Origin of the sequence: Roseburia lenta (assembly GCF_014287435.1) — a bacterium.
Lineage (GTDB): Bacteria > Bacillota > Clostridia > Lachnospirales > Lachnospiraceae > Pararoseburia > Pararoseburia lenta.
Genome location: NZ_JACOPG010000001.1, coordinates 575,687 through 595,608, shown reverse-complemented (window position 1 = coordinate 595,608; position 19,922 = coordinate 575,687). Strand labels below are relative to the sequence as shown.

Sequence of the window (19,922 nt, the reverse complement as noted above, 5' to 3'; positions counted from 1 at the left end):
GAAGGGCATTTGTATCATACAAAGGCTTGACCGCTCTGGTGTTGGTAGCACTGGGGCGGTTTTTTATGCAGTTAATAGGTGAATATTTGCCGGTTGATTACGCTCACTCCAGCGAATAGTATCGATTTCGTAATTATGAAATGCATCCTCAACATTTTTTCCTAATTTATTGGAATCATTCAAAAAAACGATAAGTTTGGAGTCTTTAGGTCTATCTGGTTTAGTATCATCCCAAGCAAAGATTGTACTACTGAGGGTAGTACGAGAGGGATTATTTATGGCAAGACATAATCGCTCTGGCATATTGCGAGTTCGCTGTATGGCAAAATCATAATTATGTGCATAGCCAGATTTCCCAACAAATTGCATATTATTGAAACAGTAAATCTCTTTTTCTGTAAAAAAATCTTGTATATCATCTAGAAAATATGAGGTAACCTTTGAACGTGATGACATATATAAGTCATTGACTTTTAGCATACATTGTATAAATGCATGTTTCCTTTTTGCAAATTCTGTTGCTGGTGCAGAGAGAATTAAATCGTTATGATCTAAATGAACACCATATTGATTAAGAATAGAGGATAATTGTTTTTTTCTATTAGGTGTCATTTTAAAGCCGGTTGCCTCTAAATCGTTTATGGTGTAACCGTCATCAGTAAAGAACAGATTGTTTCCATCTTGTTTTACATAAAATTGAAGGTAATCGTTTTTACAATCTAAAAAAGGAGTATTAATTTCATAATATTCACCGATTTTTGTGAAGGTAATTTCACTTTTTAGCCAATTTGTATAATCATCAATATACTTCTCTATATCCATTATTATGCACTCCTTTCACTTTATTATAGTAATTCAAGTTGGCAATTTATTCGTGGTTTTTCAATTACATTAAATCTATTTAGAAAGAGCAGTGTATTATCTATAAATTTTTCAGATTGAATGTCTTCGGCTGGAAAAGCCAAATGCCGACCATATTCTTCTGTATAAATATGCCAATGCGAGCCGACTAATTTTGAACCATCAGGATTTTGATGTGGTTTTCCTGGATTTATATGTAATTCTAATAACATAGTTCCGTTTTTTCTTATTCTTGCTCCAATTTCGTATTTATTACGGTTAATTTTACCACGATATATTCTAATTGAAAATAGATCTTTGGCGGTAGTTCCCCTAACGTCAAATTCTGTTGCGTTTCCCTTTTCTGGAAAAGTAATTTCATCAGTCAGAGAATATTTTAACATCTTTAAAATTTCTTCGGCTTCTGTTTGTGTTAATGTTACACTCATTTGTACCTCCAATAATCAAACACCAGTTCGGTAATACAGCGTTTTTTTTATTGTGCAGTTCGAGACAGCCACATTGACAAAAATGCAACTGTGAGTTTATAATACATTTAGCAGGAAAGCCGATAGATAGCCGCCACTATCTACTCCGGCGAAAAACTATTGATAAAATAACCGCCAGTTCTTGTCAGGAGCAGGGCGGTTATTTTTTATGTAGCAAAGAAATAACTAGCGAAACAATAGTACATATCATTATCACAAAAGTGAATAAATCAGAGTATGTGACCATTGGCATCATCCCCCTTCACAGGCTCGGAGTAGATGCAACCGTCCCTCGACTTCCCAGGTAAATGTATTAAGTTGTCAAGGTATCATATGTAGCAGTAGTAGTTCCCCGGTGCTAATAGCACCGGGGATTTTTTATTTAATGCCCCAAGAATTTCCGCAATTTTGACATAAACAAACTTTTTCGTTTGTGAATGTTGTTTTTTCATTGCCTTTGGATTTTTTCCATACGAGATTGGACATTCCTAAGGTGCACATGGCGGTCAAGCCTCTTGCAGCATTATTCACATGACCACCTAACCCATTGCCATGTTTTTTTGTTTTGCTTTGAGCTTGGACAAGCTCAATGGTTACGTTTTCACTTCCACATTTTGGACATTTCATAACAAAGCCTCCTTGTATGTATTTTATTATATCAATTTGAGTCTGTAGCTACAGTGCTCAAATAGATAACATAACATAAAAATGTTATTTATGTGCGAATATCTCTATTAACCCAGCGGAACAACTGGAATCGAAATCATTGTTCACGATATGAGATAATTCGTGTGCATATGTGATTACATTTTTTTCGTGTGATAAATTCTGATTAAGAATTATTGTGTAAAAATCATCCTGCCTTATGGTGTAACCGCCAATGGTATTAGGCAAGTCAGCCATTATAGTCCTAATATTATCCATATCAATACCTCCATTTGGATAATAGCAAATAGGATGTACCATTAATGTCATTCACTAAATAATCCGAGGGCAGTGAGAGCCTTTTCTATATCCTCAGGTTTAACTTTCCGTGATGCATCAAATAGTACTTGGTATTCAGGGTGATGCAGGAGAAAATCTGCATATTGTGCTGTATCTTGGTTAAGATAATAGCCGGTTTGATTTTCGTCTTCTGGTTCTTCCCATCCCATCAAATAAGAAGGAGAATATCCACTCACCTTTGCTATTGCTTCTATTTTGTCTGATGGTATATTGGTTATTATGTTATTTTCATATTTGTATAGAGTTTGTTTTGAAACGCCTATTTTGTCGGCAAAGGAAACTTGACTTATTCCAAGTCTTGTTCGGACTTCTTTTATTCGCTCACCAATAGTCATAACGAAAACTCCTTTCTAATGAAGTAACTTTATGATAGCACAAAAAAGTTATAAAATCAATCGAAAATATCTTGACAAGTTACAAAAATGTGATATATTTATAGTAACCTCACAAGTTACAGAAAGGAGAGATATTGTGATAAAGACAGATGAATTAAGAGGCATCATTGCGAAAAATGGACTTTCGCAATCAGATGTGGCAATTAAAATAGGAATCACACCGAAAACATTCTATGAAAAAATGAAAAATGGAGTGTTTGGTAGCGATGAGATTCAGATTATGATTAACGAGTTGCATATTGAAGACCCAGTATCTATTTTTTTTGCCAACGAGTAACTTAAAAAGATACCAGGGATGCTAAAATCTAGGAGGAAGGAGAAAACACAATGCAAGTAGTGTATGACACATATGATCCAGATATATGCAATGAAGTAGTGTTGGAAATTTCTAAAACTAGGGAAATCAGAGAAAAAATCATAGATGTTCTAAAGCAGGAACTTCCACAGGAAGCCCAGACATTAGAAACAGTTGAATATATTTTGGATGAGGTGAAAGACAGATTGAGGAAGACACCAATTTTATAAATGTTTTTCCACTAAATCTTGGAGTGCAAATGACATGATTTTGAGTTCTTCCCCTGGGGTTGATGCTCTGGTTTGAACCATATTGGCAGTTACGTCTGGATTGATGGAAAACGAATCAGAATACAAATGACCGTTAGCAGTGTATGTAATCGTGAAGTGGAAAGTAACAGGTTGAGTAAATACCTTTTTTCTATCAAGGGAACACACAAACGACTGATCTGGAGCAATGGTTTCATTTCTAAAGTTTGAAAAAGGAACATGACTATTACATAAAGAGTAGTCGACCAGATTAGGTGAACAGTCAATGGAACAGATGGTAGCACCAGATTGCCCATAATTTTTCAGAATCAAGTAGTATGTGGGCATTTGAAAATTAGTTAGGGCTTGGTAGATGACAAGATAAGGACGCGTAGATTCCTCAATCATCTTGGAATTTTGTTTCAGGGTTTTAACAGAAATAATGATGGCAATAAGGCTTGCGATGGAAGAAAAGATTATGCCTAGGATTTCGATAATGTTGGTTGTGGTCAAAGGGGAAAAAGAAAACATTGTAAGGAACCTCCTTGAAGAAATTGAACTTAAGGTTACGCAGGCAGTATAGCACAGATAGTAGATGAAAATCTAGGAGAAAGGAGAGAGCATGAAAAACGATATTACCATATACCAAAACAAATCGTCATTGTGCCGAACGTTTGGTATGAGCAGGCAGACGGTGTACCGAATTGAAGCAGGCATACGAGAACAGATGGAGTTGGGAAGATACAATTCATACGCGATTATCGACAACGAGATAAACGTAGGAGTCGTTGCTGATTACATAAAGTATCGAAAGCTGCTCAAGGATAAAAACGCACGGAAGTATGTTCCGAAGTTTAATCTTCGGGAAGCACTTGACATGGTCGTCCCCGAAGATGAGGAGGTAGACGATGACGCAGTGTGAACAAATCATTGATTACCTCAAAGATCATGTTGGCATCACAACAAAAGAAGCCATGGAAGAGTTGGGTGTGTATCGGTTGGCAAGTCGTATACACGACCTAAAAGAAGAGGGTTACGAATTTGAAAAAATAACCAGAGAAGAAAGAAATCGGTATGGCAAAAAGACTACTTTTACCGAGTACCGACTAAAGAAAGGGGTGGAAAAATGAAAGACGTTCTGTTGGCTCTATTAGGCGCGGTGGTGTTCTTTGGATGTATCGTGTTCGTAGATGTAACAAAGAACGCGCCACAAGACATGATAAACAAATTTGGAACTGCTGTAGAAGTGATAGAGGACATGAACGTTGAGCAGGCAAGAGATATAGAGTTTATCAGATATATTGAGACTCTGGACGAGTCAGAGACATAAAAAGAAGCACCGACGAAGCGGTGCAACTTTAAAATCAATCAATCAAATTATAAAGGACAAAGAAGAATTATGCAAGAACCATGGGAATTACAAGCGGTTCATGACTTAGAGAATGAGCGCAAGGAAGAAGCCATGTGCCACTGTGACAGGTGTGGTGGTGTCATATGGGAAGATAAAGCGGTCTATTACAACGGCCAGTGGTTTTGCTGGGAGTGTGAGGAAGACATTTGGAAAGACATTAGAGAAGATTATCTGGAAAGGACGGCATCATGAAAGAAAGTGCAAGATACAAATTACACAGGATCTTAGACCTTGCTATGGATGCAAGTGAGCAGGGAGATATATCCATTAACATATGCTGCTGTACAGACGGCGCTGCGAGTGTTTTTACGACAATTTGTAACGGCGAGTATAAGAAGGACGTACAGATGGAGACGATGAGCACATATATCGACAAGGAGGGCAAAGCATCCATCCAAGAGATAGTCAATGAAATGAGACATCGGATGACCAAGGATGGCTATGTACGGTAGGAGGCGATTATGTTTTTTAGGGAATGCCCTTATTGTGGGTGCAATCTTGATCCCGGCGAAAGATGCGATTGTCGGGACCAGAAACAGAGGAAAAAGGATAGGTTGGCTGAACTGGTAGAGAGCGACCAGTTCGGGCAAATGACAATGAAATTGGAGGAATTGAAATGCAGGAAATTGAGTTATTAGTGTCAACAGAAAATGGAAGTATTGTAACAAATATTGATGGTATTAAGAAGCATATTGCGGCTGGATTGGAAGAGTATAAGCATATGGTCTTTACGGAGGAAACCAAGAAAGAAGCAAAGGCAACGGTAGCAGATCTTCGCAAGTTAAAGAAGGAGGTCAACGCAAGAAAAATTGAGGTTAAAAATCGCTATATGGCTCCTTATGAGGAGTTTGAGGCGCAGGCAAAGGAACTGATGAGCCTTATTGATGAACCTATCAATTATATTGATGGTCAGATCAAGGCATTTGAACAGAAGCGCATTGAGGAGCGCAAGGCTCATATTACAGAGATTTACGACGGCATTATGCAGGAGCATGAAGAAGTCAAAGAGTATTTGTCGTTGAACCGCATATACAACAGTAAGTGGGAGAATGCTACAACCTCCATGAAAGCGATTAGTGAGGAGATTATGGAGCGTGTGGAACATACAGAAAAGGATCTGGCAATGATTCAGAGCATGGAGTCTGAATTTGAAGATAAAGGTATTGCTGCATATGCAAGATCATTGGAATTAGCGGATGCCATTTCTATTATGAACCAGTACCAGAAACAAAAAGAAGAAATTCTGCGCCGGCAGGAAGAAGATGCTAAGCGTAAGGCAGAGATAGAAGAACATAGGGAAGCGGTTGAAGAACCGATGCCGGTAGTCAAGGTGGAAGGATCTTCAAAATTTGTTGAGCCGGAAGAGACACTTTTTAATGCAAGGTATGATGTAACAGCAGATGCTTTTCAGATTGTTAAATTGGAATCTACTATGCGCGAGTATGGTATCGAATTTAGGAGGGTGCAGTAATGGCAGATACCGCAAAGAAGATGAATATTTATGAGGCAATATCTAGGTGTATGGAAGATATTGGAGCGGTCGGAAAGAATGATCGTAATAAGCAGCAGGGGTTCATGTACCGGGGCATAGATGCGGTTATGAACGCAATCAATCCCGCACTGACAAAAAACCATGTTTTTGTTGTTCCAGAGGTATTGGAACAGCAGCGTCAGGAGAGAACAACTCAAAAAGGAGCAGTGCTGATTTATTCCATTTGCAAAGTGCGTTTTACATTTTATGCAGAGGATGGATCAAGTGTTTCGGCGGTTACTATAGGGGAGGGAATGGATTCCGGGGATAAAGCAACGAATAAGGCAATGTCAATAGCATTTAAGTACGCATGCTTTCAGGTGTTTTGCATTCCAACCGAGGAGATGCAAGATCCTGATGCAGAGACACCGGAACCTGTTACTCCAGCATTTGTGCCAGCAACAGCGGAACAGTTACATAAACTGAACGAATTTGTATCTGCCTATGCAGAAATGTGTGAGAATGCGAAGGAAACTGATATTTGGAACAAACTGAAGGAGATGTATCACTTTAATAATACTGGCGAAGTATCGAATGAGTTGGTTACTAAAATCATTCATCAGGTAGAGACATGGTACAAGAAAAAGAAAGAGGCTAACTAATGGAAGTATCTGGAAAGGTTGTCTCACTGTCTAAGGATTGGGTCACAGGAAAGTTCCTGTTGACCCTTGAGGTAAACGAGGAGGCGGTTGTAGAGAGCCAATTTGACCAACTTAAGGAATTGGATAAGTTGAAAATAAAAGTGGCGAAATGGACGAATAAACGAAGCCTGGATGCCAATGCTTATTTCCATGTTCTGATAGGTAAGATCGCAGATGCCATGCCAACTCCTATTTCAAAGGCACATTGTAAAAATATGATGATAACCAGATATGGTCAGCCGGAAATGATAGATGGGCAACCGATGATCTACAAGACGAATGCCCCTGTGGAGTATATGCAGGAATTGGAGACATTACATACCATCTGTGTTAAGGCATCTGAGGAGAATGGAAAGGAAGTGTTTTTCTATAAGGTCTACCGAGGTAGCCATTCTTATGACTCCAAGGAAATGAGCGTGTTGATTGACGGAACTGTTGAAGAAGCCAAGGCACTTGGTATTGAGACTTTACCACCGGAAGAGTTGGAGCGGATGATGGAGCATTTTAAGAAGAAAGAGGCAAAGAGTGAGAAGCATATTACAGGATAAAAAGGAATGCTGGGTGTGTCGAACCACAAATAATCTGGCTTGCCACCATATATTTTATGGGACAGCCAATCGGCAGAAATCAGAGAAATGGGGACTGAAGTTATGGCTTTGTTACAACTGCCATACCGGTCCTAATGGGGTACATTTTAACCCATCTTTGGACAAGCGTTTAAAGGTAATGGCTCAGCAGGAATTTGAAAAGGTATATGGACATGAAAAGTTCATGGAAGAGTTTGGAAAAAACTATGTGTAGGAGGTATTTATGAACAAAATAATTATGATGGGTAGGTTAACCCGAGATCCAGAGATCAGATACGGAGGTGTAAATAATGACAAGGCGGTAGCCCGCTATACCATTGCCGTTGATCGCAGATTTAAGCAGGAAGGACAGCCTCAGGCAGATTTTTTCAATGTTGTTTCATTTGGAAAGGCTGCGGAGTTTGTTGAAAAATATTTGCGCAAGGGTACCAAGATTGTGATCGAAGGTGAATTGCAAAATAACGACTACACCAATAAAAATGGCGAAAAGGTCTATTCCATACAGATTGTAACTTCGCAGATTGAATTTGCAGAGAGCAAGGCATCACAGAATCATCCGCAGGAGCCGCCAGTTGGAAATGTACCGGACGAAGGTGGCTTCATGAGCATCCCAGATGATATTGAAGATGAATTGCCGTTCAACTAGGAGAGCGTATGAGATATAGAAAATACAATAACAAGAAAATCACGGTTGATGGTATGGTGTTTGATTCAAAGAAGGAAGCAAAAAGGTATGAAGAACTTTTCATGCTGCAAAAGGTAGGAGCAATCTCAGGGCTACGCAGACAAGTCAAATATGTGCTTATTCCAGCGCAACGTGAGTGGTGTGATGAGATCTACACCAGAGGCGAAAATAAGGGCAAAAACAAGCCCGGAAGATTGTTGGAAAGAGAATGCACATATGTTGCTGATTTTGTCTATTACCAGGACGGCGAGGTGGTCGTGGAGGATACAAAAGGTTTTAGAACCAAGGAATATATCATCAAGCGTAAGTTGATGCTTTATATGCATCATATACGGATTAAGGAGATCTAGTGAACGAGACAGGAAATTGGATAAAGATCAACCGAGGTATCCGTGAGAGTTGGATATGGGAAGATCCCAGATACCTAAAATGGTGGATTGATATCTTGATGATGGCATCCTACAAAGATAAAAAAATTCTTGTAGGAAAAGAATTGATCAAGATTGAGAGAGGATCATTTATCACAAGTCAATCTAAATTGGCAGAACGTTGGAATGTAGACAGGCGCACGGTAAAAAGATACTTAGATTTACTTCAAGATGCACAGATGATTGTACACATTTTGCACAGTAAAAAAACCATCGTAAAGGTGCTAAATTACAACGTTTATCAAGATACAGGCGAAAGCATTAGAACGACTAGCGGTACAGATGAATGTACAGTTAAATGCACAGATGGATGTACAGTTGAATGCACACAACACAAGAAGGGAAAGAAGGGAAAGAATATATATATATTAGCGCAAGGCGCGGGCGCGCGCGTGATACCACCAACTTTTGCAGATGTCAAGGATTATGTGACAGAAAATCATTTGTCTGTTGATCCTGATGAATTCTACAGAACGTATGCACCGGATTGGATGAAAGGTGATGAACCAATCCGCGACTGGCAGGGATTGATCAGGGGATGGCATCGTAGGGCGCTGAGAGAAAGAGACAAGCCTGTTAGTGGTTCCAGGAACCGTTTCCGCAACTTTAAGGAGCGGGATCACGACGATGCTTACTATGACGATTTGGAACAGGCGTTGTTGAGGAGTGAAAGTAGGAGTGTATGACATATCAAGAATTTTTAGAGACCAAGATAGAACTGGCGCAGGATAGTGGATTTGTTGTTGCGCCGGAGAAGATCAATCAGGTGCTAAAGCCGCATCAGAGGGATGCCGTGGCTTGGGCACTTAAAGGTGGCAGGAGAGCATTGTTTGAGTCTTTTGGACTGGGAAAGACGGTGCAGGAATTAGAGTTTTGCCATCTGGCAGCGGAGCATGAAAAGGGACGAGCCTTGATCGTGTTACCGCTGGGAGTAAAGCAGGAATTTACCAGGGATGCAGTAGAGATCCTTGGGTATGAGCGACCGACATATTGCAGGAAAATGGATGAGGTCAAGGCATGTGATAGCCAGATCGTGCTGACAAATTATGAGCGTGTGCGAGACGGTGATATAGATCCGTCATACTTTGTGGCAACGTCACTGGATGAAGCCAGCGTATTGCGGTCCTTTGGAAGTAAGACCTACCAGACATTTCTGGATAAGTTCAAGAATGTGCCGTATAAGTTGGTGGCAACGGCTACACCAAGCCCGAACAAGTACAAGGAACTGATCCATTATGCCGGATATCTGGAAGTTATGGACACCGGACAGGCATTGACCCGGTTCTTCCAAAGAGACAGTACAAAGGCAAACCATCTGACATTATATCCAAACATGGAAGATGAGTTTTGGCTATGGATCTCATCATGGGCATTATTTATTACAAAGCCGTCAGATCTGAACCCAGAATATTCAGATGAGGGATATGATTTGCCACCCTTGGAAGTACGCTGGCATGAGATTCCAATCCACTACGGCGATGCTATGGAAAAAGATGGTCAGATGCAACTTTTTCAAGAAGCAGCGGAGGGGCTGAAAGAGGCGGCACAGGTAAAGCGCGAGAGTATTGATAAGCGTGTGGAGAAGATGAAAGAGATCGTGGATGCATCGCCGGAGGACAATTTCCTGTTGTGGCATGATCTGGAAGCAGAGCGGCATGCGATCAAGAAAGCCCTGACGGAAGTGGTAGATATCTACGGATCAATGGACTATGACCTGAGAGAAAAGCGGGTGATCGATTTCTTCGAGGGCAAGATGCGACTGTTTGCAACCAAGAAGTCTCTGTCCGGATCTGGATGTAATTTTCAGAGGCATTGCCACCGGGAGATTTTTCTGGGGATCGATTATGAATTTAATGATTTTATCCAGGCAGTGCATCGGTGCTATCGTTTCCTGCAACAGGATACTGTAGTGATCGACGTTATTTACATGGAGAACGAGAAAGCCATCAAGGATGCGCTGATGGAGAAATGGAAAAATCATAATCACATGGTGGATAAGATGATTGCCATTGTGAAGAAATATGGACTAAATGCAGCAAATAAGGCAGAGAGGCTGGAAAGGAAGATGGGAGTGGAAGGTACAAGAAAAGAAAGGACAGTGCAGGGAGCACATTATACGGCGGTGTATGGAGATTGTGTGGAAGAGACACGCGCCATGGAAGATAACAGCGTGGATCTGATCCATACGTCGATACCATTTGGCAATCATTATGAGTATTCGGCCAATTACAACGACTTCGGGCACAACCAGAATACAGACCGGTTCTTTGAGCAGATGGACTATCTGACACCGGAACTGCTCCGGGTCTTAAAGCCGGGAAGAGTTGCTGCCATTCATGTCAAGGACAGAGTGCTGTTCGGCAATGCGACCGGGACAGGGATGCCGACGATCGAGCCGTTTCATGCGGTATGCATTGAACACTATATGAAGCATGGATTTCAGTATTTCGGGATGATTACAGTAGTGACGGATGTGGTAAGGGAGAACAATCAGACCTACCGCTTAGGCTGGTCGGAGCAGTGCAAGGATGGATCTAAGATGGGCGTGGGATGCCCGGAGTATATTTTATTATTCCGCAAATTGCCGACAGACAGATCCACGGCATATGCAGATACACCGGTCAAGAAAAGCAAAGAGGACTATACAAGAGCACAGTGGCAGATTGACGCTCACGCATACTGGAGAAGTTCCGGTGACTGCCTTATCAGCAAGGAAGACTTGCAGAATGCATCGGTTGATACCTTGCAGGCGGTCTACCGGGAATATAGCAGGGACACGGTATATAACTACGATGAACACGTTGCACTTGCCAAGAAGTTAGATACCGAGGACAGATTGCCGGCAACTTTTATGGTGGTGGCACCGGGATCATGGAACCAGTTGGAAGTATGGGATGACATCAACAGGATGCGGACGTTGAACACTACACAGAGCCGCAGACGTGCCCAGATGCATGTATGTCCTTTGCAGTTGGATATCGTTGAGCGTATCGTCAACCGCTATAGCAATGAGGGGGATGTGGTCTATGATCCGTTTGGTGGACTGATGACTGTACCGATGATGGCTGTCAAGATGCATCGCTATGGAAAAGGGTGTGAACTTAACCCGGATTACTTTAGAGATGGTGTTGGATATCTGGAAGCAGCAGAGAGTGAGGTCGATATGCCGACTCTGTTTGATTTGTTCCCAGAGGTTATGCCGGAGGTAGCAGATGATTAACGGAGAATTAATTGTAGATAATTTTGCCGGTGGTGGCGGTGCATCCACCGGGATTGAACTGGCAACTGGCTACAGTGTGGACATAGCAATTAATCATGACCCCGAAGCGATAAAAATGCATAAGGCAAATCACCCATATACAAAGCATTATTGCGAAAATGTATGGGCGGTCGACCCAATCAAAGTATGTAATGGGCATCCGGTCGGGCTTGCCTGGTTCTCCCCGGACTGTAAGCATTTCAGCAAGGCAAAAGGCGGCAAACCAAAGGATAAAAACATCAGAGGTCTTGCCTGGGTAGCTTTAAGATGGGCTGGACTTGTAAGACCGAGAGTGATCATGCTTGAGAATGTAGAAGAATTTAAAACATGGGGACCGTTAAACAGGCGGCATCATCCAATTAAGCGTAAGCAGGGAAAGACATTTGAAAGGTTTGTACAACAGCTTACTGATCTAGGATATGAGGTGCAGTTCAAGGAGTTGGTAGCGGCAGATTATGGAGCACCAACCATGCGAAAGAGATTTTTTATGATTGCCCGGTGTGACGGCAAGCCGATTGTATGGCCGGAGCCGACACACGGACCAGCAGACAGTGAAGAAGTCAAGAAAGGACTATTAAAGCCATATGTTGGAGCATACACACAGTTGGATTTTTCCTTGCCTTGTCCAAGTATTTTTGACACTTCCGAAGAAATCAAAGAAAAGTACGGCATTCGAGCGGTACGTCCATTAGCACCTAAAACAATGGAGCGTATTGCCCGAGGATTAAAAAAATTTGTACTGGAAAATCCGGAACCTTTTATTATCCAGTGCAATCACGGTGGTGAGCGTAGACCGAACGATATCCGGGAGCCGATGCCGACTATCACTGGAAAGCACGGATATGGGATTGTAGAGCCATATATGGTGCAGATTGGGCAGACTGGATTTACAAAAGACCGAAGCAAGGATGTTAGAGAGCCGCTTACAACGATTGTGAGCAAGAATGAGCATTGTCTTATTAGTCCTACATTGATTCAGTACCATTCAGAAACTTCAAAAGATGGAGTAAGAGGACAGACTATAGAAGCCCCAATAATGACAGTAGATGGATCTAATCGGTACGGACTAGTCACATCTTTTTTGCACAAATACTACGATGGTGGTTATACAGGTGCAGGAGAAAATATGAGAAATCCATTGCCGACAGTAACTGCCTGGGATCATAACAGTGTGGTTACGGCAAATTTAATTCAAATGAACAATCACTGTGATGGAAGAGATATGCGAAAACCTATTCCCACTATTACTGCTGGCGACGGTCATTTCGGAGAAGTGCGAGCCTTTCTCATTAAATATTATGGTCAAGGAACAGGACAAGACATAAAAGCTCCACTAGATACAGTCACAGCACAGGACAGATTTGGATTGGTGACAATCAATGGTGTGGACTATCAAATAGTGGATATAGGGCTGAGAATGTTGGAACCAAGAGAGTTGTATGGATGCCAGGGATTTCCAGACGATTATATAATTGACCATGATTACACTGGAAAAACATATCCAAGAAGCGAACAGGTAAAGAGGTGTGGAAACGCAGTATGTCCACCGATTCCTGCAGCATTGGTCAAAGCGAACTTACCGGAGTTGTGCTTAGCAGAGCGTACACCAAATATGAAAATTCAATACGAAGAAACAGGTCAACTAAAATTTGCATAGAGATTAAGGAGCATGAAGGAAATGGAGAGAAAAACATACACGAAGGTGTGTAAGCGGTGCGGAAAGACGTTCACAGCGAAGATGAAGCAGACGCGCTTCTGTCATTCCTGTGCAGGCGCGCAATGTGCAGGCAGAAAGAAAGCACATGGAGAGGAAAGAGGTAAGCATGTGAAAAACAACATGGAAGGGCTGACGAACGCATCAATAGAGGCAAGAGCACATGGCATGACATACGGCCAGTGGATGGGACAGAAGTATAAAGGCAGGGTAAAGGTTTACAGAGAGGAGTAGGAATGGAGAGATTAACAGAAAGAATTGATAATGTTCCAGATGGAGAATCGGGTGTGTGGGTAAAAAATCATGATTATGTTTCAGCTGCGGAAAAATTGGCTGATTATGAAGACTTAGAGGAACAGGGCAGACTTTTGAAACTGCCTTGCAAGGTGGGAAATACAGTATATGTGATTTCGATGGGAAAGATTATCAGCCTTGTGGTAGAAGAAATTTCGACGTTCTACGTTAAAAATGAAAAGATAATCAACGTAAAATGCCAAAATGCTGACATTTTCAGAAACTATATAGAAAGAGAGTTTGGTAGGGTCGTATTCCTTACAAAGGAAGAAGCCGAAGTAAAACTGAAAGAATTGTGGAAAGAGTATGGAAATTGAGAGGTGGAAAAGTTGAGGAAGGCTATACCTAAAACGGTTCGACTTGCCGTTTATGATAAATGTAATCATAGATGTGCCTATTGCGGTATTCCGCTTGAGTACAAGCAGATGCAGGTAGATCATGCAACACCATTAAGGGTAGGCGGAGAAGATGACATATCTAACTATTTGCCTGCTTGTAGAAGTTGTAATCACTACAAGGCAACTTTAGATATCGAAGGGTTTAGAGACTATTTATCCAAAATACACAACAGACTTATGCGAGATAGTATTCCATATCAAGTAGCCGAAAGATTTGGAATTGTTGAACATAAGAGTGACGAGATAATATTTTATTTTGAAAAATTGGAGAGGTAAGAGAAATGACTAACGCTGATAGAATCAGAAGTATGACAGACGAAGAACTGGCGGATATGATAATGAACATAGAAGATATTTGCCTTATAGATTTTATGTGTCACGTTGATTGTGAAGGGAAAGTTTGTTCAGAGTGCATAAATGAACATCCAGACCTTGTGGAATGGCTTCAATCAGAAGCAGAATAGGAGAGAATATGAGTAGCAATTATTGGAATGAGGAAGATGATGAGAATATCATCTGTCCGTATTGTGGCGAAGAATACGAGCCGTCTTATGAAGATACATATATAGGCGATGATTGCGCTGATTGTTACACGGAAGATACTAACACATACACTTGTGATAAATGCGGAAAGAAATTCACAATGTATGGTTATCAAGCAGGATGGAAATATCACACCGAAACAATCGACGGAGAAGCTACAGAGGAAGAAGTAGAAGATTTGAGGGGATGGGAGAGAGCATGATGAATGAAAATTATTATAAGAATATGCCAGAAGACTTCAAAAAAGCGGTAGCGGTAATCAAGAACTACTGCCAGCATGAAGACTGTGCAGCAGACTGTGAATGTGACGAATGTCCATATCCGTTAAGCATGATACGGTGTGGAGATGAGGAAAGATGATGAACGCGTGACAATCTGTCACGGGTTGGAAGGAGTAATTAAGAATGAGGTTAATTGATGCAGATGAATTGAAAAAAGAATTATATCAACAATGGTTTATGGATATTCTTCTTACACAAAGAAACAGCGAGGATATGTTCTTTGCGTTGGCACAAAAGATTGACGAACAGCCAACAGCCTATAATGTAGATAAGGTTGTGGAGCAGTTAAGGGAGCAACAAGAGAAGTTAGAAACAGATATTTTTGCAAGAGAATCTGATAATTGGTATGGGCAATACTGTAATGGAATACATGAGGGAATTGATAAGGCAATCGAGATTGTAAAGGCAGGAGGAGTAAATGATAATAGTAAAATGTGATATGTGCGGTTGTGATGTTGATTACAATTTGAACGGTGTAAATGTAAATTTTAATCACTATGGAACTGTACAAATGAGTGGTGGAGAAAGGGAGTATCAGGTATGTAATGTATGTGCAAGCAAGATTGATGCTTTTATAAAGCAGAAATCAGAAGAAAGGAAGTAGCAGAAGAATACAACAACGGTTGGATTCCATGCAGTGAGCGGTTGCCGGAAGAAATGGAGTTAGTGCTTATTTATGCAGAAAGTACGGCAAGGGGCGGTTCTATAAGAGTTGTTGCTCAATTAGACAATGGTTTTTGGTTTTCACAGACATAAAGTGATACATTGGGACTTACTGGAATAGGTCAGTACAATGTTATCGCATGGAAGCCACTACCAGAACCATATCAGACGAAGGGATAGTTAGAAAAGGAGGTAGAGAGATGGCAATATTGAATTATACGACATCAGTAGATTCATTTAAGACGGTTTCAGAAATTGAATATATTCTCATGAAGCATAATGCCAAAAGCATCATGAAAAATTACGACGGAGAGAGTATCACCGGCTTATCGTTTCTGATCGATACAGGTATGCAGCAGGTTCCGGTAAGACTCCCGGTGAAAATTGATGAATGCCTCGAAGTTCTTAAAAGAGAAAAGCAAAAAGGAACTAAGAATATTAAAGCGACCAGAGAGCAGGCTGAACGTGTCGCGTGGCGCATATTGAAAGATTGGGTTGAGGCACAGATGGCATTATTGGATATTGAGATGGTTAAGTTGCAGGAGATATTCTTGCCATACATTGAATTGAATGGCAAGACGATATACCAGGCTCTCGAACAGAAGCAATTTTTGTTGGAAGGATGATAATGGTATTAGTATCAACCCTTATCATCATCGCATAGTTCTTGTCGGGCAATGATGTTGGCAATCATGTATTAATGATTCGAAAACTGACAAAACGCGAATGAAAGTACAATCATCTATAAAACTTCCAGTTGACAAATAAACTTCCATGAGTTATTATGTAAAAAAGGAGGTAAAAGTATGCAAGAATTATTTGATAGATATGAAAAAATATTGTCGGACGATTCAGATTCCATAATATTGCCAGATAGTAAAAAGTTTCAAACATATGCAGTGACTAATTTCCGCGGTGGAATAGGAAAAACAACACTTTCTTTTAACTTAGCTTATGCAATGTGCCAAAAATATATGACACTTTTTTTGGATATGTGCCCGCAACAAAATTTCACAACGCTATTTTTGAATAATAAAGAGCCTTATGAAGGGGCTACAATACACGATGCTTTAATGGAAAAAATGATGGGAGAGGCATGGGATATAGATAGCGAACGACTTGCATTAAGAGTTCAAGATACAAATGCCCAGTTTCAAGATGGAAAAACCTGTTATTATATTCCTGGTAGTAGTAAGTTATTTTTGTACCCTAGTCAGTTTTATTCTAGGTTGAATGAGTATTACGGAATGACAACACAAGGAGGGAATAAAAAAGCTGTTGCAGTAGTATTAAACATGCTTAAGGACATAATTGAACAGCAGGTTGAGTTGACAAAAACTGAGAAAGTTTTAATTGATACGAGTCCATTTTTTGCAGGAGGAACTCATTTGGCATGGGCTGCATCAGAAGCACTTATTATTCCAGTCAGGGTAGATGAACAGTCAATATATTCATTAGAACTAACATTGCAAATGTTAAAAGATGATGGCAGTGATTTTAATCTGTGGAGACAAAGGGCTGGTATTGAGGAAAAACCAGTTGTCCAAGCTGTGTTAATGACCCATTGTGGTTGGAATAGGCAAGCAGATCATCAAATAGATAAAGCATCAAGAATGTATATTGAAAGGGCAATGGAGATTGCAGAAAAATATGCAGATGTATTTTCTTCAGATAATGTAGTTAATCATTTTGCACTTCTGTCTGATTTTCATAGTTCTGGAAGAATTAGTGGATCTAAAGCAATTCCCATAGATAAACTTTCTGAGGGGTCGCAATTTAGAATTGAAGGGAAGAAAGTCGAAGTAAATAGGAGTGTTAGGAGATATAAAAAGGAATTGCAATATGCTTTTAAATTAATTGATAACTAGATAGACGAGTTCATGTTACATTGAAAGGATTTGACGCATATATCGATTCAGTTATATAATAATTACATAACAACAGAGCCTAAGAGCCGAATATATGAGACTATGAAGTTTCGTATGTTCGGCTTTTTTATTTTGATATGAGAGGAAGTGAGATGGTGGAGAACTACGAGAAGGCTGAAAAAGATTATATGGATGGTATGAAGTATAAGGACATTGCTGAGAAGTATGGGACCACTATCAATACTGTAAAGAGTTGGAAGAAGCGCTATGCCTGGAATAGAGATAAGGTTGCACCCAATACAGAAAATGTGTGCACACAAAAGCATAAAGGTGCACACAAGGGAGTATCACTCATCGATGATGGTACAAAGGAGACATTACAGAATGATGATTTGACACCGGAACAGCAGATGTTCTGCATATATTACAGCCGGACATTTAATGCTACACAGAGTTATATGAAAGTATATGGGTGCAGTTATGAGTCCGCAATAGCAAATGGTTCGCGACTGCTGACAAAAGATAAGGTTCGGGCAGAGATAGAGCGTCTGAAAGAAATCAAGCGCCAACAGATAGTTGCTGACTCTGAGGATATAGTGGAGTTGCAGATGCGGATTGCCTTTGCTGATATTGGTAACTATATGTCATTCGGGCAGAGAGAGTTCAATGATCCTGAGACAGATGATACATATATGATTAACACTGTCGATTTGAAAGAATCCAAAGATACCGATACTCAGTTGGTGCAAGAGATTAAGCAAGGTCGAAGTGGCATTTCAATTAAATTGGCTGATAGGCAGAAGGCTATTGATTGGCTTTCGAAGTATTTCCTTATGCATCCAGAAGATAAATACAAAGCAGAATATGACAGGAAGAGAGCAGAGGTTAAGGACAACGATGCTGAAAAACTACTACAAAATATGCATACCATCACTGATATACTGCAGCATCCGGTAAGCAACCGGAGTATAGAAGACTTTGAGGAGGTGCAGGACGATGAATAATCCAGCACCGCTAAGCCAAAGACAGTATGACTATATGCTCCGGTGCTTCGGTAGTTGGTTCAATGTGGCAGAGGGCGGCAAGCGTGGTGGTAAGAATGTTCTGCAAACATTGATATTCTGCTCCATGCTTGAAGTACATAAGAATAAAATTCATTTGGTGGCTGGTGTGTCCAATGCTACTGCCAAACTAAATATACTGGATTGTGATGGATTTGGATTGCTCAATTACTTTGAGGGACGCTGCCGGGAGGGAAAGTACAAGGACCGTGATTGCGTCTATGTGCAGACCAAGACCGGGGAAAAGGTCGTGCTGGTTTCCGGCGGTGGCAAGGATGGAGACGAAAAACTTATCAAGGGTAATACCTACGGCATGGCATATGTGACCGAGGCGAATGAGTGTCATCCGAAGTTCCTGAAAGAGGTATTTGACCGTACGTTGTCCAGTTCTGACCGTAAGATATTCCATGATCTGAATCCTAAGGAAGAGGAACACTGGTATTATACGGATATCCTTAAGTTCCACGAGGAGCAGCAGGCGGTCAACTCGAGATATGGATATAATTACGGGCACTTTACGCTAGTTGACAATATGAGTATGTCAGATCAGCAGATTGAAACTGTGCTTAGCACATATCAGAAAGATACCGTATGGTACAAGCGAGATATTCGCGGCGAGCGTGCAGTAGCCGAAGGTGTCATCTTCCGGAGATTTGCGGAGAATAACGAACCGTACTTATATGACGACGATACCGAACCGTTGTTAGAGCGAGATAAAGATGGCAGACTCATTCACAGGCCATCGAAGGTGACAATTGGCATAGACTTCGGTGGCAACGGATCTATGACAACATTCGTACTTAAGTTGTACTTCAACGGATATCACGATTTGAGGACGGCAGAGGAAGATTGTCTGGAACTGTCACCAGATATTGATTCGGACGCGATCTGCAATAAATTCATAGAGTTTTATCGAATGTCCAGAGAAAAATATGGCCGCGTTGATTGGGTGCTCCCGGACAGTGCCAGCACTACAATGATAAACAGCTTGCGGAGTTCCGCTAAAAAGGCAGGACTGCCATATAGAAATATCAAGGGGTGTCGTAAGAATGAAATCTCTGACCGACCTAGGACGTTTGATATATTACTGAATACAGGTCGACTAAAGATTAACAGGAAATGTGTGAAATTACGCAAGGCGATTGGAATTTTGAAATGGGATGAGAAAAAGCCGAACATCCCGGAAGATAAGAACATCGGTAATTGCAACGACTGGTGGGATGGCGAGTGCTATACCTGGTTGGATTTTGTTGAGTATATTGATTTAGACAGATAAGGAGAGTGGTA

At 40.8% G+C, this 19,922-nt stretch carries 35 protein-coding genes; 29 read left to right on the top strand and 6 right to left on the bottom strand.

What is annotated here, in order from left to right:
• Positions 1 to 63: 63 nt before the first annotated feature.
• The 5 genes from H8R94_RS03045 to H8R94_RS03025 all read right to left on the bottom strand — a co-directional run bounded on the left by H8R94_RS03045 (position 64) and on the right by H8R94_RS03025 (position 2,668).
• Positions 64 to 822, bottom strand: a complete 759-nt coding sequence (locus H8R94_RS03045; protein WP_186853855.1) for a DUF1829 domain-containing protein — start codon at positions 820 to 822, stop codon at positions 64 to 66.
• Between the two features lie 23 nt (positions 823 to 845).
• Positions 846 to 1,289: a DUF6978 family protein gene (locus tag H8R94_RS03040; RefSeq protein WP_186853854.1), complete on the bottom strand. Its 444-nt coding sequence runs from the start codon at positions 1,287 to 1,289 to the stop codon at positions 846 to 848.
• Between the two features lie 417 nt (positions 1,290 to 1,706).
• Positions 1,707 to 1,955, bottom strand: a complete 249-nt coding sequence (locus H8R94_RS03035) for a hypothetical protein (RefSeq protein WP_186853853.1) — start codon at positions 1,953 to 1,955, stop codon at positions 1,707 to 1,709.
• Positions 1,956 to 2,039: 84 nt separating this feature from the next.
• A complete protein-coding gene (locus H8R94_RS12475) occupies positions 2,040 to 2,231 on the bottom strand; it encodes an ImmA/IrrE family metallo-endopeptidase (protein WP_408639001.1) in 192 nt (63 codons plus the stop codon).
• Between the two features lie 68 nt (positions 2,232 to 2,299).
• Entirely contained in the window at positions 2,300 to 2,668 is a 369-nt protein-coding gene (locus H8R94_RS03025; protein WP_186853851.1) for a helix-turn-helix domain-containing protein, read from the bottom strand.
• A gap of 136 nt (positions 2,669 to 2,804) precedes the next feature.
• Here H8R94_RS03025 and H8R94_RS03020 point away from each other — a divergent pair, with 136 nt between their 5' ends.
• Positions 2,805 to 3,005 (top strand): DUF739 domain-containing protein, encoded by a 201-nt coding sequence (locus tag H8R94_RS03020; RefSeq protein WP_186853850.1) that lies wholly within the window; start codon positions 2,805 to 2,807, stop codon positions 3,003 to 3,005.
• Positions 3,006 to 3,055: 50 nt separating this feature from the next.
• Entirely contained in the window at positions 3,056 to 3,253 is a 198-nt protein-coding gene (locus tag H8R94_RS03015; RefSeq protein ID WP_186853849.1) for a hypothetical protein, read from the top strand.
• Here the strand turns inward: H8R94_RS03015 and H8R94_RS03010 are convergent.
• Positions 3,248 to 3,802 (bottom strand): hypothetical protein, encoded by a 555-nt coding sequence (locus H8R94_RS03010; protein ID WP_186853848.1) that lies wholly within the window; start codon positions 3,800 to 3,802, stop codon positions 3,248 to 3,250. The genes H8R94_RS03015 and H8R94_RS03010 overlap by 6 nt on opposite strands.
• Before the next feature lie 91 nt (positions 3,803 to 3,893).
• Here H8R94_RS03010 and H8R94_RS03005 point away from each other — a divergent pair, with 91 nt between their 5' ends.
• The 27 genes from H8R94_RS03005 (at position 3,894) to H8R94_RS02875 (ending at position 19,911) form a co-directional block, all read left to right on the top strand.
• On the top strand, positions 3,894 to 4,193 hold the full coding sequence (locus H8R94_RS03005) for a helix-turn-helix domain-containing protein (RefSeq protein ID WP_186853847.1): 300 nt from the start codon (positions 3,894 to 3,896) through the stop codon (positions 4,191 to 4,193).
• Positions 4,180 to 4,401: a helix-turn-helix domain-containing protein gene (locus H8R94_RS03000; RefSeq protein WP_186853846.1), complete on the top strand. Its 222-nt coding sequence runs from the start codon at positions 4,180 to 4,182 to the stop codon at positions 4,399 to 4,401. The genes H8R94_RS03005 and H8R94_RS03000 overlap by 14 nt, the downstream gene beginning before the upstream one ends.
• On the top strand, positions 4,398 to 4,601 hold the full coding sequence (locus H8R94_RS02995) for a hypothetical protein (RefSeq protein ID WP_186853845.1): 204 nt from the start codon (positions 4,398 to 4,400) through the stop codon (positions 4,599 to 4,601). The genes H8R94_RS03000 and H8R94_RS02995 overlap by 4 nt, the downstream gene beginning before the upstream one ends.
• 69 nt (positions 4,602 to 4,670) lie before the next feature.
• Positions 4,671 to 4,874 carry a hypothetical protein gene (locus tag H8R94_RS02990; RefSeq protein ID WP_186853844.1) on the top strand — a complete coding sequence of 68 codons (204 nt, stop codon included), beginning with the start codon at positions 4,671 to 4,673 and terminating at the stop codon, positions 4,872 to 4,874.
• Positions 4,871 to 5,134 (top strand): hypothetical protein, encoded by a 264-nt coding sequence (locus H8R94_RS02985; RefSeq protein ID WP_186853843.1) that lies wholly within the window; start codon positions 4,871 to 4,873, stop codon positions 5,132 to 5,134. Before H8R94_RS02990 ends, H8R94_RS02985 begins: the two co-directional genes overlap by 4 nt.
• A 164-nt stretch (positions 5,135 to 5,298) precedes the next feature.
• Entirely contained in the window at positions 5,299 to 6,153 is an 855-nt protein-coding gene (locus H8R94_RS02980) for a DUF1351 domain-containing protein (protein WP_186853842.1), read from the top strand.
• On the top strand, positions 6,153 to 6,815 hold the full coding sequence (locus tag H8R94_RS02975; protein WP_186853841.1) for an ERF family protein: 663 nt from the start codon (positions 6,153 to 6,155) through the stop codon (positions 6,813 to 6,815). The genes H8R94_RS02980 and H8R94_RS02975 overlap by 1 nt, the downstream gene beginning before the upstream one ends.
• A complete protein-coding gene (locus tag H8R94_RS02970; RefSeq protein ID WP_186853840.1) occupies positions 6,815 to 7,402 on the top strand; it encodes a hypothetical protein in 588 nt (195 codons plus the stop codon). Before H8R94_RS02975 ends, H8R94_RS02970 begins: the two co-directional genes overlap by 1 nt.
• Entirely contained in the window at positions 7,380 to 7,655 is a 276-nt protein-coding gene (locus H8R94_RS02965) for a hypothetical protein (RefSeq protein WP_186853839.1), read from the top strand. The genes H8R94_RS02970 and H8R94_RS02965 overlap by 23 nt, the downstream gene beginning before the upstream one ends.
• Positions 7,656 to 7,664: 9 nt before the next feature.
• On the top strand, positions 7,665 to 8,087 hold the full coding sequence (locus H8R94_RS02960) for a single-stranded DNA-binding protein (RefSeq protein ID WP_186853838.1): 423 nt from the start codon (positions 7,665 to 7,667) through the stop codon (positions 8,085 to 8,087).
• 8 nt (positions 8,088 to 8,095) lie between these two features.
• Positions 8,096 to 8,476: a DUF1064 domain-containing protein gene (locus H8R94_RS02955; RefSeq protein ID WP_186853837.1), complete on the top strand. Its 381-nt coding sequence runs from the start codon at positions 8,096 to 8,098 to the stop codon at positions 8,474 to 8,476.
• Positions 8,476 to 9,240 (top strand): hypothetical protein, encoded by a 765-nt coding sequence (locus tag H8R94_RS02950; protein WP_186853836.1) that lies wholly within the window; start codon positions 8,476 to 8,478, stop codon positions 9,238 to 9,240. Before H8R94_RS02955 ends, H8R94_RS02950 begins: the two co-directional genes overlap by 1 nt.
• Positions 9,237 to 11,774 (top strand): DNA methyltransferase, encoded by a 2,538-nt coding sequence (locus tag H8R94_RS02945; protein WP_186853835.1) that lies wholly within the window; start codon positions 9,237 to 9,239, stop codon positions 11,772 to 11,774. Before H8R94_RS02950 ends, H8R94_RS02945 begins: the two co-directional genes overlap by 4 nt.
• Positions 11,767 to 13,470 (top strand): DNA cytosine methyltransferase, encoded by a 1,704-nt coding sequence (locus H8R94_RS02940; RefSeq protein ID WP_186853834.1) that lies wholly within the window; start codon positions 11,767 to 11,769, stop codon positions 13,468 to 13,470. Before H8R94_RS02945 ends, H8R94_RS02940 begins: the two co-directional genes overlap by 8 nt.
• Before the next feature lie 21 nt (positions 13,471 to 13,491).
• Complete coding sequence (locus H8R94_RS02935; RefSeq protein ID WP_186853833.1) at positions 13,492 to 13,761, top strand: hypothetical protein; 270 nt, start codon at positions 13,492 to 13,494, stop codon at positions 13,759 to 13,761.
• A gap of 2 nt (positions 13,762 to 13,763) precedes the next feature.
• The gene (locus tag H8R94_RS02930; RefSeq protein WP_186853832.1) at positions 13,764 to 14,138 is read left to right on the top strand and encodes a hypothetical protein; all 375 of its coding nucleotides are present in this window, start codon (positions 13,764 to 13,766) and stop codon (positions 14,136 to 14,138) included.
• A 3-nt stretch (positions 14,139 to 14,141) separates the two neighbouring features.
• Positions 14,142 to 14,495 carry an HNH endonuclease gene (locus H8R94_RS02925; RefSeq protein ID WP_186853831.1) on the top strand — a complete coding sequence of 118 codons (354 nt, stop codon included), beginning with the start codon at positions 14,142 to 14,144 and terminating at the stop codon, positions 14,493 to 14,495.
• Positions 14,496 to 14,500: 5 nt separating this feature from the next.
• Complete coding sequence (locus tag H8R94_RS02920; RefSeq protein ID WP_186853830.1) at positions 14,501 to 14,683, top strand: hypothetical protein; 183 nt, start codon at positions 14,501 to 14,503, stop codon at positions 14,681 to 14,683.
• 8 nt (positions 14,684 to 14,691) lie between these two features.
• Complete coding sequence (locus tag H8R94_RS02915) at positions 14,692 to 14,964, top strand: hypothetical protein (RefSeq protein WP_186853829.1); 273 nt, start codon at positions 14,692 to 14,694, stop codon at positions 14,962 to 14,964.
• Positions 14,961 to 15,122, top strand: coding sequence for a hypothetical protein (locus H8R94_RS02910; RefSeq protein WP_186853828.1), 162 nt, complete (start codon positions 14,961 to 14,963; stop codon positions 15,120 to 15,122). The genes H8R94_RS02915 and H8R94_RS02910 overlap by 4 nt, the downstream gene beginning before the upstream one ends.
• A gap of 44 nt (positions 15,123 to 15,166) precedes the next feature.
• On the top strand, positions 15,167 to 15,481 hold the full coding sequence (locus tag H8R94_RS02905; protein ID WP_186853827.1) for a hypothetical protein: 315 nt from the start codon (positions 15,167 to 15,169) through the stop codon (positions 15,479 to 15,481).
• Positions 15,462 to 15,647, top strand: coding sequence for a hypothetical protein (locus H8R94_RS02900; RefSeq protein WP_186853826.1), 186 nt, complete (start codon positions 15,462 to 15,464; stop codon positions 15,645 to 15,647). The genes H8R94_RS02905 and H8R94_RS02900 overlap by 20 nt, the downstream gene beginning before the upstream one ends.
• Positions 15,629 to 15,799: a DUF551 domain-containing protein gene (locus H8R94_RS12470; protein ID WP_408639000.1), complete on the top strand. Its 171-nt coding sequence runs from the start codon at positions 15,629 to 15,631 to the stop codon at positions 15,797 to 15,799. The genes H8R94_RS02900 and H8R94_RS12470 overlap by 19 nt, the downstream gene beginning before the upstream one ends.
• A 107-nt stretch (positions 15,800 to 15,906) precedes the next feature.
• Positions 15,907 to 16,332, top strand: a complete 426-nt coding sequence (locus tag H8R94_RS02890; protein WP_186853824.1) for a hypothetical protein — start codon at positions 15,907 to 15,909, stop codon at positions 16,330 to 16,332.
• A 180-nt stretch (positions 16,333 to 16,512) separates the two neighbouring features.
• Entirely contained in the window at positions 16,513 to 17,574 is a 1,062-nt protein-coding gene (locus H8R94_RS02885) for a ParA family protein (RefSeq protein WP_186853823.1), read from the top strand.
• A gap of 152 nt (positions 17,575 to 17,726) precedes the next feature.
• Positions 17,727 to 18,578 (top strand): terminase small subunit, encoded by an 852-nt coding sequence (locus tag H8R94_RS02880; protein WP_186853822.1) that lies wholly within the window; start codon positions 17,727 to 17,729, stop codon positions 18,576 to 18,578.
• The gene (locus H8R94_RS02875; protein WP_186853821.1) at positions 18,571 to 19,911 is read left to right on the top strand and encodes a phage terminase large subunit; all 1,341 of its coding nucleotides are present in this window, start codon (positions 18,571 to 18,573) and stop codon (positions 19,909 to 19,911) included. Before H8R94_RS02880 ends, H8R94_RS02875 begins: the two co-directional genes overlap by 8 nt.
• Positions 19,912 to 19,922 lie beyond the last annotated feature (11 nt).

Excerpts from the sequence above, each read along its gene's own strand:
- H8R94_RS02940 (WP_186853834.1), top strand. The coding sequence starts at position 11,767 with ATGATTAACGGAGAATTAATTGTAGATAATTTTGCCGGTGGTGGCGGT.
- H8R94_RS02990 (WP_186853844.1), top strand. The coding sequence starts at position 4,671 with ATGCAAGAACCATGGGAATTACAAGCGGTTCATGACTTAGAGAATGAG.
- H8R94_RS02960 (WP_186853838.1), top strand. The coding sequence starts at position 7,665 with ATGAACAAAATAATTATGATGGGTAGGTTAACCCGAGATCCAGAGATC.
- H8R94_RS02945 (WP_186853835.1), top strand. The coding sequence starts at position 9,237 with ATGACATATCAAGAATTTTTAGAGACCAAGATAGAACTGGCGCAGGAT.
- H8R94_RS03015 (WP_186853849.1), top strand. The coding sequence starts at position 3,056 with ATGCAAGTAGTGTATGACACATATGATCCAGATATATGCAATGAAGTA.
- H8R94_RS02970 (WP_186853840.1), top strand. The coding sequence starts at position 6,815 with ATGGAAGTATCTGGAAAGGTTGTCTCACTGTCTAAGGATTGGGTCACA.
- H8R94_RS02975 (WP_186853841.1), top strand. The coding sequence starts at position 6,153 with ATGGCAGATACCGCAAAGAAGATGAATATTTATGAGGCAATATCTAGG.
- H8R94_RS02915 (WP_186853829.1), top strand. The coding sequence starts at position 14,692 with ATGAGTAGCAATTATTGGAATGAGGAAGATGATGAGAATATCATCTGT.
- H8R94_RS02955 (WP_186853837.1), top strand. The coding sequence starts at position 8,096 with ATGAGATATAGAAAATACAATAACAAGAAAATCACGGTTGATGGTATG.
- H8R94_RS12475 (WP_408639001.1), bottom strand. The coding sequence starts at position 2,231 with ATGGCTGACTTGCCTAATACCATTGGCGGTTACACCATAAGGCAGGAT.
- H8R94_RS02900 (WP_186853826.1), top strand. The coding sequence starts at position 15,462 with ATGATAATAGTAAAATGTGATATGTGCGGTTGTGATGTTGATTACAAT.
- H8R94_RS02995 (WP_186853845.1), top strand. The coding sequence starts at position 4,398 with ATGAAAGACGTTCTGTTGGCTCTATTAGGCGCGGTGGTGTTCTTTGGA.
- H8R94_RS02885 (WP_186853823.1), top strand. The coding sequence starts at position 16,513 with ATGCAAGAATTATTTGATAGATATGAAAAAATATTGTCGGACGATTCA.
- H8R94_RS03035 (WP_186853853.1), bottom strand. The coding sequence starts at position 1,955 with ATGAAATGTCCAAAATGTGGAAGTGAAAACGTAACCATTGAGCTTGTC.
- H8R94_RS02920 (WP_186853830.1), top strand. The coding sequence starts at position 14,501 with ATGACTAACGCTGATAGAATCAGAAGTATGACAGACGAAGAACTGGCG.
- H8R94_RS02935 (WP_186853833.1), top strand. The coding sequence starts at position 13,492 with ATGGAGAGAAAAACATACACGAAGGTGTGTAAGCGGTGCGGAAAGACG.
- H8R94_RS03005 (WP_186853847.1), top strand. The coding sequence starts at position 3,894 with ATGAAAAACGATATTACCATATACCAAAACAAATCGTCATTGTGCCGA.
- H8R94_RS02930 (WP_186853832.1), top strand. The coding sequence starts at position 13,764 with ATGGAGAGATTAACAGAAAGAATTGATAATGTTCCAGATGGAGAATCG.
- H8R94_RS02890 (WP_186853824.1), top strand. The coding sequence starts at position 15,907 with ATGGCAATATTGAATTATACGACATCAGTAGATTCATTTAAGACGGTT.
- H8R94_RS03010 (WP_186853848.1), bottom strand. The coding sequence starts at position 3,802 with ATGTTTTCTTTTTCCCCTTTGACCACAACCAACATTATCGAAATCCTA.
- H8R94_RS03040 (WP_186853854.1), bottom strand. The coding sequence starts at position 1,289 with ATGAGTGTAACATTAACACAAACAGAAGCCGAAGAAATTTTAAAGATG.
- H8R94_RS02905 (WP_186853827.1), top strand. The coding sequence starts at position 15,167 with ATGAGGTTAATTGATGCAGATGAATTGAAAAAAGAATTATATCAACAA.
- H8R94_RS03025 (WP_186853851.1), bottom strand. The coding sequence starts at position 2,668 with ATGACTATTGGTGAGCGAATAAAAGAAGTCCGAACAAGACTTGGAATA.
- H8R94_RS02880 (WP_186853822.1), top strand. The coding sequence starts at position 17,727 with ATGGTGGAGAACTACGAGAAGGCTGAAAAAGATTATATGGATGGTATG.
- H8R94_RS02985 (WP_186853843.1), top strand. The coding sequence starts at position 4,871 with ATGAAAGAAAGTGCAAGATACAAATTACACAGGATCTTAGACCTTGCT.
- H8R94_RS03000 (WP_186853846.1), top strand. The coding sequence starts at position 4,180 with ATGACGCAGTGTGAACAAATCATTGATTACCTCAAAGATCATGTTGGC.
- H8R94_RS02910 (WP_186853828.1), top strand. The coding sequence starts at position 14,961 with ATGATGAATGAAAATTATTATAAGAATATGCCAGAAGACTTCAAAAAA.
- H8R94_RS03045 (WP_186853855.1), bottom strand. The coding sequence starts at position 822 with ATGGATATAGAGAAGTATATTGATGATTATACAAATTGGCTAAAAAGT.
- H8R94_RS02980 (WP_186853842.1), top strand. The coding sequence starts at position 5,299 with ATGCAGGAAATTGAGTTATTAGTGTCAACAGAAAATGGAAGTATTGTA.
- H8R94_RS02875 (WP_186853821.1), top strand. The coding sequence starts at position 18,571 with ATGAATAATCCAGCACCGCTAAGCCAAAGACAGTATGACTATATGCTC.